This is a genomic window from Prochlorococcus marinus CUG1417, from assembly GCF_017695975.1.
In the GTDB taxonomy this organism is placed as follows: domain Bacteria; phylum Cyanobacteriota; class Cyanobacteriia; order PCC-6307; family Cyanobiaceae; genus Prochlorococcus_A; species Prochlorococcus_A marinus_AG.
In genome coordinates this window covers 761,874-779,747 of sequence record NZ_JAAORN010000001.1, presented here as the reverse complement: position 1 = coordinate 779,747, position 17,874 = coordinate 761,874, and the positions used below count along the sequence as shown (strand labels likewise).

Here is a 17,874-nt window from a genome sequence, read left to right as displayed (position 1 = left end):
TAAGATAGAGAAAATTTCTAAAAGATCTATACTTTGTGATTACAAATTAATTATTAATACAACTTTAGAATAAAGGTCTGCTCTTAATTACCTGAGCATCAATTTCGAAAATATTTGCGGCATTCAGTATTCTATCCTCTTCTAAGACATTACCTATCAATTGCAATCCTATGGGTAATCCTTTAGTATCAAAACCACAAGGAATACTTATTGCTGGGAGGCCCGCTAAATTAGCAGGAACAGTTAATAGATCAGACAAATACATTGATAGAGGATCATTGACAAAATCACCCTTTAAAAAAGCGGTTGTTGGGCAAGTTGGTGTTAATAAAACATCTACTTTCTTAAAAGCATTATCAAAATCTTTTCTAATAAGTGTCCTAACTTTTTGTGCCTTCTTGTAATAAGCATCACTGTATCCAGCTGACAAAGCATAAGTTCCTATCAAAATTCTTCTTTGAACTTCATCTCCAAAACCTTCAGCTCTACTTTTTGAAGTCATATCTAAAAGATTTGAACCTTCTTTCGATCTGTAGCCATATTTAACTCCATCATATCTAGCTAAATTTGCGGAGGCTTCAGATGGTGCAATGACATAATATGTCGCAATTCCATCATTAAATCTAGGACATTCAACTTCGATAATTTCAGCTCCTAAAGTTCTGAATCTATCAACTCCAGAAAGTACTGATTCCTTAACTTCTGGATTAAGGCCAGAATGTTCAAAACATTCTTTAATGATGCCAATTTTTAAACCCTTTATAGATTTATTTAAATCAGTCAAATAATTTGGCACTGGTTTATCAAGACATGTTGAGTCAAAGGGGTCTACACCAGATATTGAATAGAGAATTTCAGCAGCATCTGAGACAGTATTTGTAATTGGTCCAATTTGATCAAGAGAGCTGGCAAATGCTACAAGTCCCCATCTACTAACTCTGCCATAAGTTGGTTTAAGACCTACAACGCCACAAAAAGAAGCTGGTTGTCTTATTGATCCTCCTGTGTCAGAACCTATTGCCGCCGCACAAAATCCGGCGGCAACTGAAGCTGCACTACCGCCTGAACTACCTCCTGGTACTCTATTAATATCCCATGGATTTGAAGTGACCCCAAATACAGAAGTTTCCGTTGAACTACCCATTGCAAATTCATCTAAATTTGTTTTTCCTAAACAAATGCCTCCAGAAGACCATAATTTACTTGAAGCCGTGGACTCATAAGGTGCAACAAAGCTTTTGAGCATTTTACTTGCACAAGTGGTTGCTACTCCTTTGGTACAAATATTATCTTTGATTGCTATTGGCATACCCGCAAGAGGAGGAAGTTTTTCTCTTTTTTGAATTAATTTGTCTATCTTTTCTGCTTGCGCGATTGCGTTATCTTTTGTAATACAAACATATGAGTTAATTTCAGAATCTTTATTGTCTATTTTGGCAAAAATATCATTAACTAATTCTTTAACAGAAGCATTATTGCTAGTAATTTCCTTTCTTAAAGAATTAAAATTCATTTCTTAATTTACTTCTTAAAACTAAATTTATTAAATAGTGAGTGGTTCCTCTTTTTTGCAGCGGACAAAACTATGTTTAATATTTTTAGAACCCTCATCAGAGAGATCTTTCATAAAAGAAGACATATTTTCTCTTAAACTACGTTTAGTAATAAATGGGCCAAACCAGTAAGTACCAGCTGGTTCATCTGTCTCAATTTTAGCCCACCAGGCTAATCCGAGTTTGTTTCCAAAGTTTCTAATCAATTTTATTGGCCTTTAAGGCCATCAATTCTTGTTAAATTCTATACAATTTTGTAGTAAAAATTCAATAATTTTCTATTAATAATAATAATGTATTGAAACAACAACATTTTAGAGTGCTTCAATAACTGTGATTATTAAGAAATAAAATTATTTTCCTGTCAAGTGAAATAGTGATATGGCGGCAGCCACAGAGGCATTTAAACTTGAAGTCTTACCTTTAAGAGGAATACTTAATAGAAAATCACATTTTTTTTGAGTAAGCAAAGAAATACCTTTATCCTCAGAGCCGACTATTACTACCAAGGGTGCTTTTTCTAGAAAATTTGAGATAGATAATTGTCCATCCCCAGACAAGCCAACAACAAGAAAACCATTTTTCTTAAGAACCTCAAGTGATCTATTTAAGTTAACAACTCTACTTACTTGCAAGTGTTCTAAGGCTCCTGCAGCTACCTTAGCGACTGTTCCCGTCAAACCAGCAGATCTTCTCTGAGGAATGATGATACCCTTGCAATCAAATGCCTCCGCTGATCGGATAATTGCGCCAACATTATGTGGATCAGTTATGCCGTCTAATGCAAGAATTATAGGATTCACACAGTTTTGTTTAGAAAAATCGATTAATTGTTCTAGTGATATTGTTTTAGAGCATGCCAACTGCAATGCTATGCCTTGATGTGAAGCACCATAAGTCAATTGCGAAAGCCTGTTCCAAGAAACTTCTTCAATAAGGACTCCTTTTGATTTAAGGTCCTTAAGCAAAATATAGAATTTGTCTGAAGAAAAGATTTCCGAAGTACACCAAATCCTATTAATCGCTCTTTCACTATTTAGAGCTTCATAAACTGAATGTTTGCCCCATATCCAATCATCAAAATTTCTATTATTAGTGAAATCTTGATGATTATTAGAGTTTTTATTAGAAAATTCTGTATTAGATTTAAATATTGGCTTTCTACCTTTTGAAAATGAAAACTTATTATTTTTAATATTATTTTTATTTTTTTTATCTAAATTTTCAACATTCTTATAATTAGCAGAATTGTTCAGAAATCTTTCATTTTTTTCTGAACGATTTGCATTTTTTGAGAAATAACCAAAATCTGAATTTTTATTGTACTCTTTATTATTTTTTCCGCGAAATTTATTTGAGGAGTTTTTCATAGATTCAATTCATTTTTAATTCTAAATATTCAAAAAGTGTTGATAATCTTTGAGGATCTTTTAAAAATAGCCAGCCAATAAGAGTTTCAAAACCAGTTGCTCTAGAATATATGGTGGGATCTGAAGATTTTGGATATCTCTTTGTTTTATTTCTAGCACGTCTAACTAGATCCATTTCATTTGAATTCAATAAATGTTCAATTTGACTTAATGATCTTGACTGGGATTTTGCTTTTACTTCGTTTACTACAGATATATGGAGATCTTTAGATTTTAAAGGGAAATGAACATGCCTTAGTCTTTGGTGGAGCTCCCATACAGAATCTCCAAGCCAAGCAAGTTGTATAACACCTATATCCTCGGGAGATCCATATGGAACTAGGTTTTGAATCCAATAATTCAATTTTTTAAATAATTTAATGCATCTTCAAGACTTGACTTCAAGTTAAGAAAATCCCCTAGACGAACAAGTTTAATTGTTTGGGCGACTCTCGAATTGCCAACAACAGAGAACCCAAGTTTCGACTTTTTGCATTCTTTTGCAGTTTGAACAAGCGCTCCAAGACCCGAGGAATCTAAAAAATCGATTTTTGTAAGATCAATAATGAATGGAAGGTCATTTTTTAAATTATTAGTAACAAAAGTCTTAAATTGTTTTTCTGAGAAAGCATCAAGTTGGCCTTTAAAAGTAAAAACCATAATGTTTGTTTTAACCTCAAGGTTTCCTCTTAGGGAAACCGTTAACTTCTGGAAATCTTCTATGATCTATTACCTCCAAAAAATTAATATATCAAATGTAATTATCAAATCAAAAGAAAACAATATGTCAACATCTTTCTAACATTAGAGAAACAAATTTCTTAAATAAATAATCTGAATCATGTGGACCAGGTCCTGCTTCTGGATGATATTGCACACTAAATATAGGCTTATTATGAACCTCTAGGCCAGCCACAGTATTATCGTTGAGGTTATAGTGAGTTATTTTAACTAATTCTTCAGAGAGAGAGTTGGGATCTATAGCAAATCCATGATTCTGACTAGTTATCTCAACTTTATTATTTTCACCACAAGGATGATTTAAACCGCGATGTCCAAAAGGTAATTTATAAGTAGAACCTCCTAATGCCAATCCAAATATTTGGTGGCCAAGGCAAATTCCAAACATAGGTATTTCACCATATTCAATGAGTGATTTTGCTAAGCCTATACCTTCAGTAACAGAAGAAGGATCTCCTGGACCATTTGAGAAAAATATACCATCCGGCTTGTTAGATAGAACATCATTTAGAGAAGATCGAGAAGGTAAAACCAAAACTTCACAACCATGGGATACAAGTCTATTTAGAATTGATTTTTTAATTCCAAAATCAATTGCTATTACTTTTAACTTTTTTGAAGATTCATCATATCTTTTTCTCAAATCAAAAATTGTTTGCGTATGACTTTTCCATAAATATTGTTGCTTTGTTGAAACAGATTTTGATAAGTTTAATCCCTCCATCTTTGGCGTATCACAAATTATCTTTAAACAACTTTCATCCGTTTTATCTAGAGAGGTAATAACTCCATTCATCGCACCACTAGATCTTAAAATTTTGACGAGAGCCCTTGTATCAATTCCATATAGACCTACGATATTTTTTTCAATTAACCATTGATTAAAATTCTTTTTAGATCTCCAATTGCTGCAATTAAATGAAAAATTTCTAACTATTATGCCTTTTACATTAATATTAGATTCTGAATCTTCAAAATTAATACCAGTATTTCCAATCTCTGGATAAGTGAATGTTAATATTTGTCCATAATAACTTGGATCAGTAATAACCTCCTGATATCCGGTCATTCCCGTGTTAAAGACTATTTCACCAATAGCTGTACCAGAAGCACCAAAAAAGAATCCTGGGAATACATTTCCATTACTTAAAACCAATTTCGCGTTTTTCTTATATGAATTAATCATCTAAATGAAATTAATTAATTTACGGATAAATAATTTTTTAAAAGTAAAAACCTTTTCCATGGATCTCCTTGATTAATAGAAAATAATGCTTTATTAAATCCTTCATTTAAATTATCCTCAATGCCTGCTGCCCAAAGCACTAAAGCAGAGTTCAAGGCAACCACATCAATATGAGATTTTTGTCCAGAACCATTTAATACAGACTTTAATATTTCCTCGTTAGACTCAGAATCAGAAACCACAAGCTTTTCGTTAGATATATTTTCATGGTTAAAGTCTGAAATATTTATTTCTGAAAACCGTAATTCACCATTATCAACAAATACTATTTTATTTTCTCCTTGAAGCGAAGCTTCATCAAGGCCACCAGACCCATGAACGACTATGGCTCTATTCATACCCATTTTTAAAAGTGCACTTCCCATAGGTTTTAAAAGATCCTCAGAAGCAACACCCAAAACTTGTGCATTGGGTCTTAAAGGATTTACCAATGGTCCGAGTTGATTAAATACTGTTCTTATCCCAAGGGTCTTTCTTAATGGAGCAAGCTTTATTAAAGATTTATGCCAAACAGGTGCGAACAAAAAAGTTATTCCAATTTCACTTACAGCTTTGATAACTTTTTCTAATGAACAATTTAAATTCAAACCAAGATTCAACAAAACATCAGCAGAGCCTACTTTTCCACTCGCACTTTTATTTCCGTGTTTGGCAATTTTTACCCCACAAGATGCAGCTACAAATGCAACTGCAGTTGAAATATTGAATGTATTAGCTCCGTCACCACCCGTTCCACAAGTGTCTACCAAATAGAAATTTGGTCTTGCTACTGGCAATTCACAAACATTTAGGAGTTCCTCAGCCATAGAACTTAGTTCGACACCAGTAGAACTCTTTGCTCTCAAAGCACTCAAAAAAGCTCCAGTTTCAACATCTGAAATTTCATCATTAAGCCATCTTTGCATTAAGGATCTAGAAGTTAATTCATCAAGGTCCCTTCCCTCCAACAAATTATTTAGGATTTCAGAGTTTGATAGATTAGAAGACATTTATTTATGGAAGAAAAATTATGCAGATAAAATTCAATTTGAGGTATCAAAACCTGAACCAACTAAATCTTTATTTGTATTAGAAGGCCTGAAGCTATTTGACCAAATAATTTTTGTTTTAGAATAAAGTTCATTTTTAGTGATCTCCCAAAAATTTAAAATTTTTTCAATATCGTTTTTAATTTCAATTTCTCCTGGGAAATGTGTATAACGATTTATTAATCTAGCTAAATTTATATAGTCAAGATCATCTGGTGTTTTTTTAGTGATAAGTGAATCTATAATGTTTTTGTCTGTTTCATGTAATGGATGAGTTTGCTCGTTACCCATAAATAAATACTGAATCATTTATAAAATTAGCTCACATATTCAAAAATGAAACATTATCTTAATCATATCGGCAAAATAAAATGAAAAATTTAAAAATAAAAGTTATATCTAAATACCTGAGACCTTACAAAAAAGAATTCTTATATGGAGCTTTAGCTCTCTTAATAGTAAATATACTAAGTGTTGTTATACCCTTAGAAGTAAAAAATATAATTGATCAATTACAAAAGGGCTTTTCTTCCGATTTTGTTATTTCTAAATCTTTATGGTTAATATTTTTAGCTACTTGTATGGGTTTAATAAGATTATTTTCAAGACAGATAGTCTTTGGTATAGGTAGAAAAGTAGAAGTAAATCTTCGTCAAAAACTTTTTGACCATTTACTTATACAAGATCCAGAATGGATTCAAAAAAAAGGAAGTGGAGACATAATTAGTAGAGCCACAAGTGATGTTGAAAACATACGAAGACTTTTAGGTTTTACAGTTTTAAGCTTGTGCAACATTGTCTTAGCTTATTCATTCACTATTCCTTCAATGTTTTCGATTAATAAGACATTAACAATATCAGCTTTAATGATATTTCCATTAATCCTTGGAATAGTAAGTCTATTTGGTGGCAGAATGGTTAAACAAAGGAAAGCTCAACAAGAATCATTATCAAAACTAAGTGATCTAATACAAGAAGATTTATCTGGTATAAGCGCCATTAAAATTTATGCCCAAGAGAATGCTGAGATAAAAGAATTTAATATATACAATAATGACTATCGAAATTCAGCAATAAAACTTGCAAGAACAGCCAGCACTCTATTCCCTTTGTTACAAGGTATTTCATCAATTTCGTTATTGATTTTATTATCACTAGGTACTTTTCAATTAGAGAGTGGATTTATTTCAATAGGTGGTTTAGTAGCTTTAATTCTTTACGTAGAAAGACTTGTCTTCCCAACAGCTCTATTAGGTTTTACGTTAAATACTTTTCAACTTGGTCAAGTAAGTTTAGATCGTGTTGAAGAAATCTTTCAGAACAATCCAAATATTGTAGATAGAGCAGAAACTAAATTTTTAAAAAGAAAGGTTAAGGGATTCTTAGAAGCAAAAAAATTAACAATAAAGTATCCAGGATCAAAATTCAATTCATTAAATGGTCTTAATTTTAAAATTTATCCTGGAGAACTTATTGCAATAGTTGGCCCAGTTGGTTGTGGCAAGACAACATTAGCAAAGTCTCTAGGACGGACTATTGAAATTCCAGATAATCAATTATTTTTAGATGAAATTGATATAAAATCCTTAAAATTAAGTGATCTTAGAAAAAATATTTCAATCGTTCCTCAAGAAGCATTCTTATTTACCTCTACAATCTCAGAAAACATAAGTTTTGGAGAACCAAAAGCTTCTAAATATTTAGTTAAAGAAAGCGCTACAAAAGCTGGATTAATTGATGATATAAATAGTTTTCCAGAAAGGTTTAAAACTATTGTTGGTGAAAGAGGTATTACATTAAGTGGTGGACAAAGGCAAAGAACTGCACTAGGTAGAGCACTTCTTGTCAATTCTCCTATTATTGTTCTTGATGATGCTTTAGCAAGCGTAGACAATAAAACAGCCGCAAGAATAATAGATGAAATGAGTGATAGAAGTAATAAAACAATCATAATGATCAGTCACCAACTTTCTGTTGCAGCGACCTGCGATAGGATTTTAGTAATGGATAAAGGAGAAATAGTACAAGAAGGGAATCATAAAGATTTAGTAAAAGCGAACGGGCTATATAAACAACTTTGGGAAAGAGAACTAGCTACCAGAATTATTAAAAACTAAAAGTAAATTTTTTTACTTATAATATAAAAATTTAATTATGTTCAAATTCCTGAAAAACATTATGAATAATGAGGAAATAAATTTAACTAATGATACTTATTCATTACATAGAATATTAAAAACAGATATCAAAAAAGATCCTAATGTTGAAGAAGATGAAATAATTTTTGGATGTGGTTGTTTTTGGGGGGCTGAAAAATGTTTTTGGAAACTTCCTGGAGTCCTCACAACTTCTGTAGGTTATGCTGGAGGTGAAAAAAATAATCCAACTTATTATGAAGTATGTTCCGGCTTAACTGGTCATTCAGAAGTTGTAAGAGTTATATGGGATAAAAGGGAAATAGATGTAAGTGATTTATTAAAAATGTTTTGGGAATGTCATGACCCTACACAAAAAAATAGGCAAGGTAACGACATGGGGACTCAATATAGATCAGCAATATATTACAAAAATGAAAATAATATTAAAACTATATTAGCCAGTAAGGAGCAATATCAAACGGAACTTAGCAAAAAAAATCTTGGTTTAATTGAAACGGAAATAAAAATGATTGATTCATATTTTTATGCAGAACAATACCATCAGCAATACCTTGCATCAGCTGGAAGCAGGCAGTATTGTTCCGCTTCACCTACAAAAGTTAAGTTAGGAGTTTTCCCTGGAAGCAACTATAAATTAGAAGACCATATATGGGAAAACTTTAATTGGGAAATTGACAAGTGTGTATTGAGATCTGATAACAATCCTATAAAGAATAACATTTAAATCAATCTAATCTTTATAGTAAAGATACGGGGCGTAGCGCAGTTTGGTAGCGCACCACTTTGGGGTAGTGGGGGTCGTGGGTTCAAATCCCGCCGTTCCGATTACTTATCATCTTCATTTATAAGAGATTTGTATAGTTTATATGAACTTATGCCTACCGCTATGAATGTAAAAGAAGAAAAAAAAGCTAAAACCAATATAGTAAGATTTGAAACTTCCACTTCACCTAATTGGAAAGATATAAAAATGTTCATTAGAATGATTTTTTAAAACCTTAACACAATTACAAAAATTTTTTTTCAGATCCAATTATAAATTCAAAAGAATTACAACACCAAAAATTACTCGATAGATGATAAATATTTTCAACCCATTTGAAGAAAAATACTTTAATAAGAAATCTATTGCTAATACAGAGGACAAAAATGTGGTAATGAAACCAACAATTAGAGGAAAAAAGCTAAAGGATGAAAATTCATTAAAAGAAGAAATGAACTCAACAATTCCAGCAAGAGCGATCGCTGGAATACCTAAAAGAAAAGAGAACTTTGCAGCATCGCCTCTTTCCCATCCTGAAATAAGAGCGGTAGAAATAGTAACCCCAGACCTTGAGACACCAGGGAAGATAGCAAGCGCTTGAAAAAAACCTATCAAAAGACTGTCAGTATAATTATGATTGTTTAAATTTTTAGAACCTTTTTTCGAGCCTTCTGCTATGTACATAAAAAAAGCCATGATGAAAGAGACTATTGCTATTGATAAATTTGAACGAAAAAAATCATAAAAAAAATCTGGAATAAAAATTTTTATACTAAAACCGAGCAAGACAATTGGGATAGTCCCAATCAAAATTGTTTTCCAGATTCTTTGATTTAAAAGATTATCAAAAATCCTTTTTGAAGAACTACTTTTTAATTTAAAAATATCATTCTTAAAATACCAAATTAAAGCCAAAACACTGCCAAGTTGAATAATTGCTGATAAAGATGAGCCTGGATCATTAATTCCTAAAAATTGTGATACGACTTTTAAATGAGCAGTACTACTTACTGGAATAAATTCTGTAAAACCTTGAATTAAACCATATAAAAAAAATTCTAAATATTCCAAAATTTATATAAATTCCTAATATAGTTGTTAACTAATTAGAAAATACAATATACATTTAATAAGTAAAGACTAAATATAAAAAAATCTATTTCAATATTGTTATTTCTTATTTTCTATATTATTTTTTTTCAGATTCATTGAATGATAATTGTTAGTAATTGGTAATTTATATAGAAGGTAAAGGACCTTGGCCTGAAGCTTGGCCTGAGGCAAGTGAAATAAAAAGCCATTATTAACTTTCTATTCCAATAATAAATTAGAAACTTGTAAAAAAGCAGGTGAAATAATATTTATAGACCTGTCTAGAATTTTGATAGTAAATGGACTTTTTATATTTATTGGCAAGATTTAATATAATTACCGTTTAACATCATGAGCACATCCGTCACCTTTATAATTTTCACTTTCGTAAAAATCATTTCTAGTGCCAAAGTAGATAGTTAATAAAACGAAAGGCAAACTTAATGTAAATAAAATGGTTGTTAAATCCATAAAAATAGTTTGAGAAATCAGTTATAAAATTTAAATAACTATTTGTTGATTAAATTTAGCTTTAATAATCTGTTGGACCTTTGATACCAAGATAAAAGAAGGCTCCCAAACCAACTAAAAGTAATACTCCTGCAATAGCTGCAGAAGGTACAAAACCGCCTATCGCAAAAGAAGAAAAATAAGACATCTTTGAAACTTAAACTAGTTTGATAATATCAATAAAAAAATGGTATTTGTAAAAAATTATGACTCGAAGACAATTAGAGGTTTTTGAACTAAGCCACTAACTTGGAATCTTCATTATCAGAGGAGACTCTTATCCTCTCTTCCAGTTTAGGGCCATATAATTCATTCCCCCAGATTTCTACTCTAGAGTCATTAGGTGCCATAAAAGTAAGAATATCTGTTGGAAATAAAACTCTCTCTAAAAAAAAATTTGAAGGACCAATACATCTCAAGACAACCATCCTACACCCTTCATTTTTGTAAGAAAACTCAACCATCCCTAATCAACAAAATTAACAATAATTAAACACTATAAAGACCTGAAAAAAATGTATAAAAAATTACTGAAAAAAAAAAATTTAGAAAATACTACAAATTCAATCCTGCCTCAACTAACTTTCTTTTTTGATCAATTAATAAAAGCGCGTAGGATTTGATAAGATCAAAACTTTTATGAGGAATTGAGACATTAAGCATTCTCAAAAAATTAGATAATTTTTCATCTTTGAGGGCATTACCTTTCTTTAAAAACATTTCTTTTTCCTGATTTGTTTTCCACATATTCATATATTCAATCTTCAAGGGCTTTAAATGCCAAATGTTGTCTATTAAAGTCCAAATATCTAAATATTCGTTTAGGTTATTCTGAATTTTCAATACATAAGATGATTCATGAAGACTCAAATTCATTGTATTTATGGGTCGATCAGTTATGTCCATAGAATAAGGTTTTATTCCCAAAAACCATCCCTCAAGAATTAATAAATCAGGATTATCTAATCTCCAATGAGATCTATCTCCCAAACCATTTCGTAAAGATTTATCGAAAACTGGTACATTCAATTCTCCATTTATCTTCCAATTTATTAATTTTTCATGCATTAATTTTACCGAGTGGCTACCAGGAAACCCTCTTGAAACATTCCAAGGATTATTCTTAATAGCTAATTTCATTTCATTTGATGGGAGATAAAAGTCGTCAATTGAAATCACCGCAATTTTGAAGTTTAATTTTAACGATATAGCTTCAAGCCATTTTCCTAGTGTTGTTTTACCTGTACCAGGTAAAGCTGAGATTCCAATAATTTTTCTATTAGAAGAATTATTTTGAAATTTATAAGCCTGAGATAAAAGAGGTAAAGCCAAACCCCAAATCCAATCATCGTTTACTTTATTGTTCCAATATTGATCAATTGCAAGAATGTCTCTTTGATTATTCCAAAAATTAAACCAATCATCCAAAGATTCCCAACCAATATCAATAATTAACTTTTCAAATTTATCAAAAGGGAAATTAATATCTAAATCTTTCATCTTTTTAGGTTATTTCTCGCTTATTTATCAATTTATTGATTTCATTTTTCCAACCATATCCATTTGGTTCAGAAGCTAAAGTAAATTCAAAATCTTTTAATTGATTTAGCAAATTTAAGTTAGGTCCTTCTTTTCCAGGAATAACGATTTTAATATCTGAGTTTAAAAGTAGAGGCAAATCATTTGGAGAATCGCCTAAACCTATAATTTCAATATTTTGATCGTTTGAATATTCTTTAAGAGCATTTATGGCTTTACCTTTATTCGATTTTGTAGATAATAAATGACTCATTCTATTTCCCTTGAAAATATCAACATTGAACTTTTTACAGCAGATGTTAATTTTCTCTTCTAAATAATTTGGCGGATTTAAAAAAGGCATGCTCCAATGCCTATCACGCATTAAGTTCAATGAGTTGCCCTCTAAACCTGTGAGCTGAGTGGCTTCTTGGTCAGTGAGATTATTAAGAGGAGTAAGTTTATAATCGATTTCACTAGAAATATAATTTAAGATTTCTTCAAGAGATTCATATTTTATACCAAGAATAATTTCTCCATTTACTCTTTTAAGAGATTCACCATATATTGCCGCACCATTCTCAACAATATAAGGATCCTTCAAGTTAAGTTCCTTTCTAATAACTTTTACTTCAGAAGCTGTTTTGCTTGTACAAAGAATTACGGGTATAGATAATTTTTGTAGTTTTTTTATAGTTTCTTTAGCAGGTGATAAATCATATGAGTGATCCATTAAAGTACCATCTACATCACTTACAACCCAAATAGAAGAATTTTCTTTCATTTTATAAAGCACTAAGCCAAATTACTTGAAAAGGCTCAAGACTAATATTTTTGCAATTGTATTTAGTGGATGTTAAAAAATCATGGGTATTAAAATCATTATCAATTTTTTTTGGCAAGTCATTATCATTCAATTGATAATTAATTTTATTTTCAGTCATATTATGTATTGCAAAAACAGACTCAGGACCCTCACCTCTTTTGATAACGACAATATCACTTCTACCTTTAGACAAACATTGCATTTGTGAACAAGGGTGAAATTGCTTTAATTTTGATCTAACATCCATAGCATTCCTAAGAAATTTTAAGTTTTTATTTGCATTAGATTCAGGATTTTTTAGCACGGCTAAAAGATTTTCTGATTTAAACTTTTCTCTATTTAGGTCTCTTCTTTGACCTGTCATAGAAAAACTTTTGACATCATTTTCTGAAGCTAGTAATGCTGGCAAATAAAATGCAGGAACACCTTTAAGAGCCATTACTAATAATTGACTCAAAATAAACCTCTCATATTGAAATCTTTTAGTATCTCTACTAGAGTCTTCCATTGCGCTCCACCAACTAATATTCAATTCATAGGGTTTATCATCACCATTTGATAAACGTCTATGACTTACCAAGCCTCCCCTTTTTTCACAATTAATTAATAAATCTTTAATTCTCTGATCATTCATTAAACCTTCAAGAGCTCTTAAACCAACTCCATCATGTGATGCAGAGAAATTAAATAACGTAGTATCATCAGGTAATATTGGCCAATCAAATATCCATGAGTTTAGGATATCAGCTCTTGAAGTAATAATTGCCTCAAGGAGGAGAGGTGGCAATGGGAAATTATATGCCATATGAGCTTCATTACCAGTATTCAGATAAGATAAATTTTCCTTTTGAGGAACATTAGTTTCTGTTATTAAAACTCCATCGTTAAGAAGATTGTTTAAAAGAACTCTTAAGAGTTTCACAATTGAATGTGCTTTAGGTAAATGCAAGCAAGTTGTCCCTGATTCCTTCCAAATAAAACCTACGGCATCAAGCCTGAACCATTTAATTCCATTAGATAAATAATTAATAATTAGATTTAAGAACTCAAGAGTCATTTTCGGATTATGCCAATTCAAATCAATTTGATCTGGACCAAAAGTTGTCCAAACTTGTTTAGGACCATCTTCAGTATTTATTTGAGAAAACAAAGAAGAACTTCTAGGCCTAACTACTTTTGACCAGTCAAGATTTTGTTGAGGTGAAAAAACATTTGATATTCCGGGTTCTTGGGATTTAATAAATTGTTGAACCCATGGGTGAGATGATGAGACATGGTTTAGTACTAAATCAGCCATCAAATCATGATTTTTAGAAATATTTTTGAGATCATCCCAACCACCAAATTTTTCGTCCAAAGAATCATAACTTGAGACTGCAAAACCTCCATCACTTGTAGATTTCAAAAAAGGAAGAATATGAACAACTTTAGAAAGACTGCCAAAATGTTTACTTAACAACTCACTAAGAGTAATTAATGTTGCCTCGCCACTTTTATAAATACTATCTGCATAAGTTATCAAAACCGAATGAGATTCATTCCACCTTTCCTTATCTCTTATTTCTTCATAAGCAGATTTCTGAGAGAAATCCTCTAAAATCTGTAATAATTGGTTTGAAATAAAATTAATTTCTTCTGTAGTATTATTTGAATAAATTGTTTTTAACAATTTATCAATGTTTAATCTATTTAATTTTTTCTCTGAATCAATTTGCTTCACTTTGAAAAAATCAACGAAGTATTAATACTATTCTGCACATCAATTAGAAAATGGACTTTCAACAAGGTTTAATCACAACAATACATGAATATGGAGTTACAAGAAATTTACTTAAAGAATTAAACAAAAGTCTAAAAAAAAGATCAACTAGTATTCTAATACCTTGCTTATATGAAGAATTTGAGCGTCCAGCATTAAAAGACATAAGAGAAGTTTTAAAAGACCTTACAGGCTTAAATGAATTAGTTATTGCTCTTTCTGCAAAAACTGTTGAGCAAGTTAGATCAGCAAAATCATTTTTTGACTCAATGCCATTTCCAGTTCATGTTCAATGGACTAATTCTCCCTCTGTAATAGAACTATTAAAGAGCCAAGAAAAGAATGGGTTAGAACTTTTAGGAACTCCAGGTAAAGGATGGGCTGTATGGCAAGGTATAGGGGTTGCGACGAGAAAATCAGAAGTTGTTGCTCTTTTTGATGCTGATATAAGAACTTTTAGTCCTTTGTATCCTTCAAGAATGATACTTCCACTTCTTGATGAATCATATGGAATATCATATGTAAAGGCTTTTTACAGCAGGTTATCCTTAGAGACCAATCAATTGCAAGGTAGAGCAACAAGATTATTTGTGGGTCCCTTATTGGCAAGTCTTGAGCAGTTAGTAGGAAAGGGTCCTTTTTTACAATATCTTCAATCATTTAGATATCCATTAGCAGGTGAGTTTGCATTCACAAAAGACCTTGCTATGAATTTACGAATTCCTTGTGATTGGGGTTTAGAAATAGGTTTATTATCAGAAGTTTATAGAAACGTAAGAACTTCCAAAATAGCCCAAGTTGACCTAGGTTTGTTTGACCATAAACATAAGAATATTGGCGATTCGTCTAAAGAAGGATTGCAAAAAATGTGTACAGAAATACTTTCAAGTGTTTTAAGAGGTCTCATGGAGCATCAAGCTGAGACCTTAACAAGCACTCAACTAGCAACCTTAGAAGTTCTATATAAAAGAGTTGGGGAAGATCGGGTAAAACAATTTGGATTAGATTCAGCAGTTAATCAACTCCCATACGATAGGCATGAAGAAGAGCTGTCAGTACAAAAATTCGCGAAACTATTGAGACCGGCTACAGAAGATTACTTAGCTTGCCCTACTACACAGCAGTTACCAAGTTGGTCAAGAGTTTTATCTTGTGAGAACAAACTGCAAGAAGATTTGGCAATTGCTGGGTCACAAGATATAAAAACAACTGAAAAAGAATTAATTAAAAACTTTTAAAGCAAAAAGTACCTTTGAGCCATTGGGACTTCATCTAGAGGTTCACACGTAAGAAGCTCCCCATCAGAAAAAACTTCATAAGTTTGAGGATCAACTGAAATATTTGGTAGTTTACTATTTAGTTTTAAGTGTGATTTATTGATATCTCTGGTATTTAATACTGGAATACATTTTTTTTGTAAGCCTAATTTATTTGGAATATTTTGATCAATTGAATTTTTACTTAAAAAGGTAAAAGAACTCTTAATTAGAGATTTGCCAAAGCTTGCAAACATAGGTCGACCATGTACAGGCCCTGGAGTAGGAATTGAAGCATTTGCATCACCCATTTGTGACCAAGCTATAGATCCTCCTTTAACAACTAATTCAGGCTTTACAGCAAAAAAGGAAGGTTTCCACAATGATAAATCTGCAATTTTACCCTTTTCTATAGACCCTACATATTTATCAATACCATGAGCTATTGCAGGATTAATTGTGACTTTAGAAATATATCTCTTTACTCTGTAATTATCGTTCCTATCAGAATCCTCTGATAGTGGCCCCCTTTGGACTTTCATTTTATGAGCGGTTTGAAAAGTTCTTGTAATTACTTCACCAACTCTTCCCATGGCTTGAGAATCACTAGCAATTATTGAAAAGGCACCTATATCATGCAAGATATCCTCAGCGGCAATTGTCTCTCTTCTGATCCTTGATTCAGCAAATGCAATATCTTCTGGGATTTTAGAATCTAAATGATGACAAACCATTAACATGTCAAGATGCTCTTCTAATGTGTTCCTCGTATAGGGTCTTGTTGGATTAGTACTACTTGGAAGAACATTTTTTTCTCCACAAATTTTAATAATGTCTGGCGCATGACCTCCACCTGCTCCTTCAGTATGGAAAGTATGAATAGTTCTTCCGGCAATAGCGTTAATGGTATCTTCAACAAAGCCTGCCTCATTTAAAGTATCAGTATGGATACATACTTGTACGTCAAACTTATCTGCGACATTAAGACAAGAATTTATTGTCGAGGGAGTCGTTCCCCAATCCTCATGAAGCTTCAATCCACACGCACCAGCTTCGACCTGATCAATAAGATTGATCTCATTTGTTGAGTTTCCTTTTCCAAAGAAACCTAAATTCATTGGAAATGCTTCTGCAGATTGAAGCATTCGAGAAATATGAAAAGAACCCGGAGTACAAGTAGTAGCGTTTGTGCCAGTTGCAGGTCCAGTTCCTCCTCCTAACATGGTTGTAATTCCAGAGGCTAGTGCTGTCTCAATTTGTTGGGGACAGATAAAGTGAATGTGGGTATCGATTGAACCTGCAGTAAGAATATGGCCTTCCCCAGCTATTACTTCTGTTGATGCACCAATAACAATATCTACATTTTCCTGGATATCAGGATTACCAGCTTTACCGATTTCAAAAATCATTCCATCCTTAATGCCCACATCAGCCTTAATTATTCCCCACCAATCTACGATCAAAGCGTTAGTTATTACGGTATCTACAGCTCCGTCAGCTCTTCTTACTTGAGACTGCCCCATCCCATCTCGAATAACTTTACCTCCACCGAATTTAACTTCATCTCCATATGTAGTTAAATCTTTTTCTACTTCAATAAAAAGTTCGGTATCAGCAAGCCTTACTCTATCACCGGTGGTGGGTCCGTAAGTTTGAGCATAAGTATTTCTGTTAATTTTATAGGACATAATTTTAAATATCTAAAGAACCGTTAACCAATGAATTAAAACCATTTGCAATTCTTAAACCTGAATAAGGTACTAATTTGACATCAGTTGTATCTCCAGGTTCAAATCTAATTGCTGTTCCTGCAGGAATGTCAAGACGCATACCAAGTGTTATTTCACGATCAAAAATTAAAGCCTTATTAGCTTCAAAAAAATGAAAATGAGATCCAATTTGTACAGGCCTATCTCCAGAATTAGAAACTTTTACTGTTTTAACTTCCTTACCAAGATTTAATTCGATTTCACCTTGTTCAGGAATTATTTCGCCTGGAATTAAATTACTCATA

General features: G+C 31.8%; 21 protein-coding genes and 1 tRNA gene. 4 read left to right on the top strand and 18 right to left on the bottom strand.

The features are described from left to right. Positions 1 to 64: 64 nt before the first annotated feature. The 8 genes from gatA to HA140_RS04450 all read right to left on the bottom strand — a co-directional run bounded on the left by gatA (position 65) and on the right by HA140_RS04450 (position 6,268). Positions 65 to 1,513 carry an Asp-tRNA(Asn)/Glu-tRNA(Gln) amidotransferase subunit GatA gene (gatA, locus tag HA140_RS04485; protein ID WP_209039952.1) on the bottom strand — a complete coding sequence of 483 codons (1,449 nt, stop codon included), beginning with the start codon at positions 1,511 to 1,513 and terminating at the stop codon, positions 65 to 67. 30 nt (positions 1,514 to 1,543) lie between these two features. Further along, the gene (locus HA140_RS04480; protein ID WP_209039951.1) at positions 1,544 to 1,759 is read right to left on the bottom strand and encodes a DUF1816 domain-containing protein; all 216 of its coding nucleotides are present in this window, start codon (positions 1,757 to 1,759) and stop codon (positions 1,544 to 1,546) included. A 147-nt stretch (positions 1,760 to 1,906) separates the two neighbouring features. Continuing rightward, entirely contained in the window at positions 1,907 to 2,923 is a 1,017-nt protein-coding gene (rlmB, locus tag HA140_RS04475; protein ID WP_209039950.1) for a 23S rRNA (guanosine(2251)-2'-O)-methyltransferase RlmB, read from the bottom strand. Between the two features lie 4 nt (positions 2,924 to 2,927). After that, positions 2,928 to 3,326 (bottom strand): Mini-ribonuclease 3, encoded by a 399-nt coding sequence (locus HA140_RS04470; RefSeq protein WP_209039949.1) that lies wholly within the window; start codon positions 3,324 to 3,326, stop codon positions 2,928 to 2,930. After that, a complete protein-coding gene (locus HA140_RS04465; protein ID WP_308788991.1) occupies positions 3,323 to 3,685 on the bottom strand; it encodes an STAS domain-containing protein in 363 nt (120 codons plus the stop codon). Before HA140_RS04465 ends, HA140_RS04470 begins: the two co-directional genes overlap by 4 nt. 64 nt (positions 3,686 to 3,749) lie before the next feature. Further along, entirely contained in the window at positions 3,750 to 4,889 is a 1,140-nt protein-coding gene (gene carA / locus HA140_RS04460; protein ID WP_209039948.1) for a glutamine-hydrolyzing carbamoyl-phosphate synthase small subunit, read from the bottom strand. Positions 4,890 to 4,903: 14 nt separating this feature from the next. Beyond that, the gene (trpD, locus tag HA140_RS04455) at positions 4,904 to 5,938 is read right to left on the bottom strand and encodes an anthranilate phosphoribosyltransferase (protein ID WP_209039947.1); all 1,035 of its coding nucleotides are present in this window, start codon (positions 5,936 to 5,938) and stop codon (positions 4,904 to 4,906) included. A gap of 33 nt (positions 5,939 to 5,971) precedes the next feature. Next, a complete protein-coding gene (locus tag HA140_RS04450) occupies positions 5,972 to 6,268 on the bottom strand; it encodes a DUF3288 family protein (RefSeq protein ID WP_209040237.1) in 297 nt (98 codons plus the stop codon). An 80-nt stretch (positions 6,269 to 6,348) separates the two neighbouring features. On the opposite strand from HA140_RS04450, the gene HA140_RS04445 reads away from it, so the two are divergent. The 3 genes from HA140_RS04445 (at position 6,349) to HA140_RS04435 (ending at position 8,961) form a co-directional block, all read left to right on the top strand. After that, the gene (locus HA140_RS04445) at positions 6,349 to 8,094 is read left to right on the top strand and encodes an ABC transporter ATP-binding protein (protein ID WP_209039946.1); all 1,746 of its coding nucleotides are present in this window, start codon (positions 6,349 to 6,351) and stop codon (positions 8,092 to 8,094) included. A gap of 37 nt (positions 8,095 to 8,131) precedes the next feature. After that, positions 8,132 to 8,860, top strand: a complete 729-nt coding sequence (gene msrA, locus HA140_RS04440; protein WP_209039945.1) for a peptide-methionine (S)-S-oxide reductase MsrA — start codon at positions 8,132 to 8,134, stop codon at positions 8,858 to 8,860. A gap of 27 nt (positions 8,861 to 8,887) precedes the next feature. Continuing rightward, positions 8,888 to 8,961 (top strand) — tRNA-Pro (locus tag HA140_RS04435). On the opposite strand, the gene HA140_RS04430 is transcribed toward HA140_RS04435, so the two are convergent. The 8 genes from HA140_RS04430 to HA140_RS04405 all read right to left on the bottom strand — a co-directional run bounded on the left by HA140_RS04430 (position 8,962) and on the right by HA140_RS04405 (position 14,565). Continuing rightward, positions 8,962 to 9,114: a hypothetical protein gene (locus HA140_RS04430; protein WP_193743001.1), complete on the bottom strand. Its 153-nt coding sequence runs from the start codon at positions 9,112 to 9,114 to the stop codon at positions 8,962 to 8,964. It abuts the tRNA gene before it with no gap. A 55-nt stretch (positions 9,115 to 9,169) separates the two neighbouring features. Further along, the gene (uppP, locus tag HA140_RS04425) at positions 9,170 to 9,970 is read right to left on the bottom strand and encodes an undecaprenyl-diphosphatase UppP (protein WP_209039944.1); all 801 of its coding nucleotides are present in this window, start codon (positions 9,968 to 9,970) and stop codon (positions 9,170 to 9,172) included. A gap of 357 nt (positions 9,971 to 10,327) precedes the next feature. Then, positions 10,328 to 10,462, bottom strand: coding sequence for a hypothetical protein (locus HA140_RS09415; protein ID WP_280634246.1), 135 nt, complete (start codon positions 10,460 to 10,462; stop codon positions 10,328 to 10,330). A gap of 61 nt (positions 10,463 to 10,523) precedes the next feature. Continuing rightward, positions 10,524 to 10,649, bottom strand: coding sequence for a hypothetical protein (locus HA140_RS09410; RefSeq protein ID WP_257469845.1), 126 nt, complete (start codon positions 10,647 to 10,649; stop codon positions 10,524 to 10,526). 88 nt (positions 10,650 to 10,737) lie between these two features. Continuing rightward, positions 10,738 to 10,965, bottom strand: a complete 228-nt coding sequence (locus HA140_RS04420; RefSeq protein ID WP_209039943.1) for a DUF1830 domain-containing protein — start codon at positions 10,963 to 10,965, stop codon at positions 10,738 to 10,740. 91 nt (positions 10,966 to 11,056) lie between these two features. Further along, a complete protein-coding gene (locus HA140_RS04415; RefSeq protein ID WP_209039942.1) occupies positions 11,057 to 12,001 on the bottom strand; it encodes a kinase in 945 nt (314 codons plus the stop codon). 4 nt (positions 12,002 to 12,005) lie between these two features. Next, positions 12,006 to 12,803, bottom strand: a complete 798-nt coding sequence (yedP, locus tag HA140_RS04410) for a mannosyl-3-phosphoglycerate phosphatase-related protein YedP (protein ID WP_209039941.1) — start codon at positions 12,801 to 12,803, stop codon at positions 12,006 to 12,008. Between the two features lies 1 nt (position 12,804). Continuing rightward, positions 12,805 to 14,565 carry a sugar phosphorylase gene (locus HA140_RS04405; RefSeq protein WP_209039940.1) on the bottom strand — a complete coding sequence of 587 codons (1,761 nt, stop codon included), beginning with the start codon at positions 14,563 to 14,565 and terminating at the stop codon, positions 12,805 to 12,807. A 50-nt stretch (positions 14,566 to 14,615) separates the two neighbouring features. On the opposite strand from HA140_RS04405, the gene HA140_RS04400 reads away from it, so the two are divergent. Continuing rightward, the gene (locus HA140_RS04400; protein ID WP_209039939.1) at positions 14,616 to 15,842 is read left to right on the top strand and encodes a glycosyl transferase; all 1,227 of its coding nucleotides are present in this window, start codon (positions 14,616 to 14,618) and stop codon (positions 15,840 to 15,842) included. Here the strand turns inward: HA140_RS04400 and ureC are convergent. Then, positions 15,839 to 17,548: an urease subunit alpha gene (gene ureC / locus HA140_RS04395; protein ID WP_209039938.1), complete on the bottom strand. Its 1,710-nt coding sequence runs from the start codon at positions 17,546 to 17,548 to the stop codon at positions 15,839 to 15,841. The two genes, HA140_RS04400 and ureC, sit on opposite strands and share 4 nt — an antisense overlap. 4 nt (positions 17,549 to 17,552) lie before the next feature. Then, positions 17,553 to 17,873: an urease subunit beta gene (locus HA140_RS04390; RefSeq protein WP_209039937.1), complete on the bottom strand. Its 321-nt coding sequence runs from the start codon at positions 17,871 to 17,873 to the stop codon at positions 17,553 to 17,555. Between the last annotated feature and the right edge of the window lies 1 nt (position 17,874).

What these genes read in the sequence shown, in the direction of transcription:
- HA140_RS04430 (WP_193743001.1), bottom strand. Translation starts at nt 9,114, where the DNA reads ATGAACATTTTTATATCTTTCCAATTAGGTGAAGTGGAAGTTTCAAAT.
- rlmB (WP_209039950.1), bottom strand. Translation starts at nt 2,923, where the DNA reads ATGAAAAACTCCTCAAATAAATTTCGCGGAAAAAATAATAAAGAGTAC.
- HA140_RS04415 (WP_209039942.1), bottom strand. Translation starts at nt 12,001, where the DNA reads ATGAAAGATTTAGATATTAATTTCCCTTTTGATAAATTTGAAAAGTTA.
- HA140_RS04400 (WP_209039939.1), top strand. Translation starts at nt 14,616, where the DNA reads ATGGACTTTCAACAAGGTTTAATCACAACAATACATGAATATGGAGTT.
- trpD (WP_209039947.1), bottom strand. Translation starts at nt 5,938, where the DNA reads ATGTCTTCTAATCTATCAAACTCTGAAATCCTAAATAATTTGTTGGAG.
- ureC (WP_209039938.1), bottom strand. Translation starts at nt 17,548, where the DNA reads ATGTCCTATAAAATTAACAGAAATACTTATGCTCAAACTTACGGACCC.
- HA140_RS04420 (WP_209039943.1), bottom strand. Translation starts at nt 10,965, where the DNA reads ATGGTTGAGTTTTCTTACAAAAATGAAGGGTGTAGGATGGTTGTCTTG.
- HA140_RS09415 (WP_280634246.1), bottom strand. Translation starts at nt 10,462, where the DNA reads ATGGATTTAACAACCATTTTATTTACATTAAGTTTGCCTTTCGTTTTA.
- HA140_RS04390 (WP_209039937.1), bottom strand. Translation starts at nt 17,873, where the DNA reads ATGAGTAATTTAATTCCAGGCGAAATAATTCCTGAACAAGGTGAAATC.
- carA (WP_209039948.1), bottom strand. Translation starts at nt 4,889, where the DNA reads ATGATTAATTCATATAAGAAAAACGCGAAATTGGTTTTAAGTAATGGA.
- HA140_RS09410 (WP_257469845.1), bottom strand. Translation starts at nt 10,649, where the DNA reads ATGTCTTATTTTTCTTCTTTTGCGATAGGCGGTTTTGTACCTTCTGCA.
- HA140_RS04445 (WP_209039946.1), top strand. Translation starts at nt 6,349, where the DNA reads ATGAAAAATTTAAAAATAAAAGTTATATCTAAATACCTGAGACCTTAC.
- HA140_RS04450 (WP_209040237.1), bottom strand. Translation starts at nt 6,268, where the DNA reads ATGGGTAACGAGCAAACTCATCCATTACATGAAACAGACAAAAACATT.
- gatA (WP_209039952.1), bottom strand. Translation starts at nt 1,513, where the DNA reads ATGAATTTTAATTCTTTAAGAAAGGAAATTACTAGCAATAATGCTTCT.
- msrA (WP_209039945.1), top strand. Translation starts at nt 8,132, where the DNA reads ATGTTCAAATTCCTGAAAAACATTATGAATAATGAGGAAATAAATTTA.
- yedP (WP_209039941.1), bottom strand. Translation starts at nt 12,803, where the DNA reads ATGAAAGAAAATTCTTCTATTTGGGTTGTAAGTGATGTAGATGGTACT.